This window comes from Mesorhizobium sp. M7A.F.Ca.MR.176.00.0.0, from assembly GCF_004023165.1.
Taxonomy (GTDB): Bacteria; Pseudomonadota; Alphaproteobacteria; order Rhizobiales; family Rhizobiaceae; genus Mesorhizobium.
Window position 1 is genome coordinate 1 of record NZ_RZTC01000261.1, and the last position, 1,883, is coordinate 1,883.

Annotated in this window: 3 protein-coding genes and 1 pseudogene; 3 read left to right on the forward strand and 1 reads right to left on the reverse strand. The window is 60.9% G+C overall.

The features are described 5' to 3' along the window. The 3 genes and pseudogenes from EOB59_RS34555 to tnpB all read left to right on the forward strand — a co-directional run. Nucleotides 1-242: pseudogene (locus EOB59_RS34555) on the forward strand (DDE-type integrase/transposase/recombinase); the annotation flags it as partial. Between the two features lie 79 nt (nt 243-321). Further along, nucleotides 322-693, forward strand: a complete 372-nt coding sequence (locus EOB59_RS34560; RefSeq protein WP_128310051.1) for a transposase — start codon at nt 322-324, stop codon at nt 691-693. A gap of 73 nt (nt 694-766) precedes the next feature. After that, a complete protein-coding gene (gene tnpB / locus EOB59_RS34565; protein ID WP_245470389.1) occupies nt 767-928 on the forward strand; it encodes a transposase in 162 nt (53 codons plus the stop codon). On the opposite strand, the gene EOB59_RS34570 is transcribed toward tnpB, so the two are convergent. Beyond that, nucleotides 921-1,721 carry a helix-turn-helix domain-containing protein gene (locus EOB59_RS34570; RefSeq protein WP_245330060.1) on the reverse strand — a complete coding sequence of 267 codons (801 nt, stop codon included), beginning with the start codon at nt 1,719-1,721 and terminating at the stop codon, nt 921-923. The genes tnpB and EOB59_RS34570 overlap by 8 nt on opposite strands. Between the last annotated feature and the right edge of the window lie 162 nt (nt 1,722-1,883).

The following is a 1,883-nucleotide window of genomic DNA, read 5'->3' on the forward strand; positions in this document are numbered from 1 at the left end:
GTATCTTTACCGCGCCATCGACAGCCTCGGCGACACCGTCGAATTCAAATTTCAGCGAAAACCGTGACCTGGTGGCGGCCAAACGCTTCCTCCGCAAGGCGCTGGCGCGCCATGGCCAGCCGGAGCGCATCGTCATCGACGGCAGCCAGACCAATCACGAGGCAATCCTTTCCTGCGACGCTGAAAGCCGCCTGCGGCAGCGATCGCGGCGACCACTGAAGCCGATCCGCATCCGCAAAAGCCGTATCCCCACGGTGACGGCCGCCTTGCTGAGGTAGGCTGAAGGCTGCAAGTCCTAGTGCAAGCACTAGGAGTAGCCCTGTGACGAAGCATCAGATCGAAGTGATCACGTCGGTCGAGCGGCGCCGGCGCTGGTCTCGGGAAGAGAAGGAGCGGCTGGTCGCTGCGACGTTCGAGCCTGGGGCCAGTGTTTCGGAGATCGCGCGATCGGCGAGCCTTCATGTGAGCCAGCTTTTCCGGTGGCGCAAGGAGCTCTGCCAGATCTCCGCGCCGTCCGTGCCGCAGCTTGTTCCCGTGGAGGTCGTCGAGGCGCAGCCAGCGCCGATCTCCCGACCGCGCAAGAAGAGCAGCATGGTGACGATCGAGCTTGGCGGTGCCCGTCGCCTGCGGATTGAGAGTGATATCGATACCGAGGCGCTCGGCCGGATTCTTGATGTGCTGGAGCGGCGATGATCCCGGTCCCGAGCGGTGTGAAGGTGTGGCTCGCCACTGGCTATACGGACATGGTTTCCCCGGCCTCGCATTGATGGTGCAGGAGACGTTGAAGCGCAATCCGCACAGCGGCCATTTGTTTTGTTTCCGCGGGCGTCGAGGAGGGCTGATCAAGGTGATCTGGCATGACGGCCAGGGTGCCTGCCTGTTTACGAACGATCTGCATTCATACTACGTCCCTTTCGTCTTCAGTTGAGAGTTTTTGCCTGGCTGGCATTTTGCCTTCGTGCGGCAGCGCGATCGACGAGCCGGTTCCATCGGCTGCATTGTTTTTGCGGTAGATCCGAAACGGGAAGTTCGTACAGGCAATAGTGCCCGTTGTAGGCGTGGCTGGTGATGAGGCCATGCTTGGCCCATCTGGTGACGGTGTGCTCGTGGATATTGAGACGCGCGGCCGCTTCCTGTTTTGTCAGCATTCCACGTTCCCGCAGACGGTCATAGCGAGAGCGCAGCTTGTATTGGTGAACGAGATAGGCAACTCGCAAGGCCGTGAAGCGGGCGTTGTGGCGACCGCGGCGTGCGGCCTCGCCCGGACGGTATCCTTTCTGGTTGAGCAGTTCTGCGATCTCGGAATAGATGTGGTCGTCGAGGAGTTTATCGACCAGTTCGACGATGCCGGGCTGCGTCTTGACCTGCTGGGCGGAAGATTTTGGGCTCAGGGTGGTGAGCGTCTGGATCTTGCCGCCTTTGAATCGCACGTGAACCTTGGTGGTTCCTTCCGCCGGTAGCTTGACGAGAGTGACATCCTCGATGATGTGGGCAAGCAGTCGCTTGCGTTCGCGGTTCGGGGTATCGGGATCCGCCCAGAGCTTGTTGAAATCCACCGTCATTGCGACCAGCCGCTCGCGGACAGCTTCATCAAGGATGAATTGATCGTGCTCCCGGGCACGCTCGCGATCTTCGCGGGCCTTGGCCAAAATACGGAGCTTCTCGTTCCATTCGCCTTCGAGCGTGTCGGCGACGAGACGATTATCGGGATCGACCAGCATGAAACGGCGCTGGGCGTGATCGGCCTCGATCTTGGCGCGCTCGACCGCGCGGCAGCGTAGCCGATCTGCTTCTTCATGCCGGGCTTGGATCTCCTTGCGGACGTCGAGTGCGCATTTCGCTGATCGTGGGCAGTGATTTCACGCGATCGTGGGCAGCAGAAG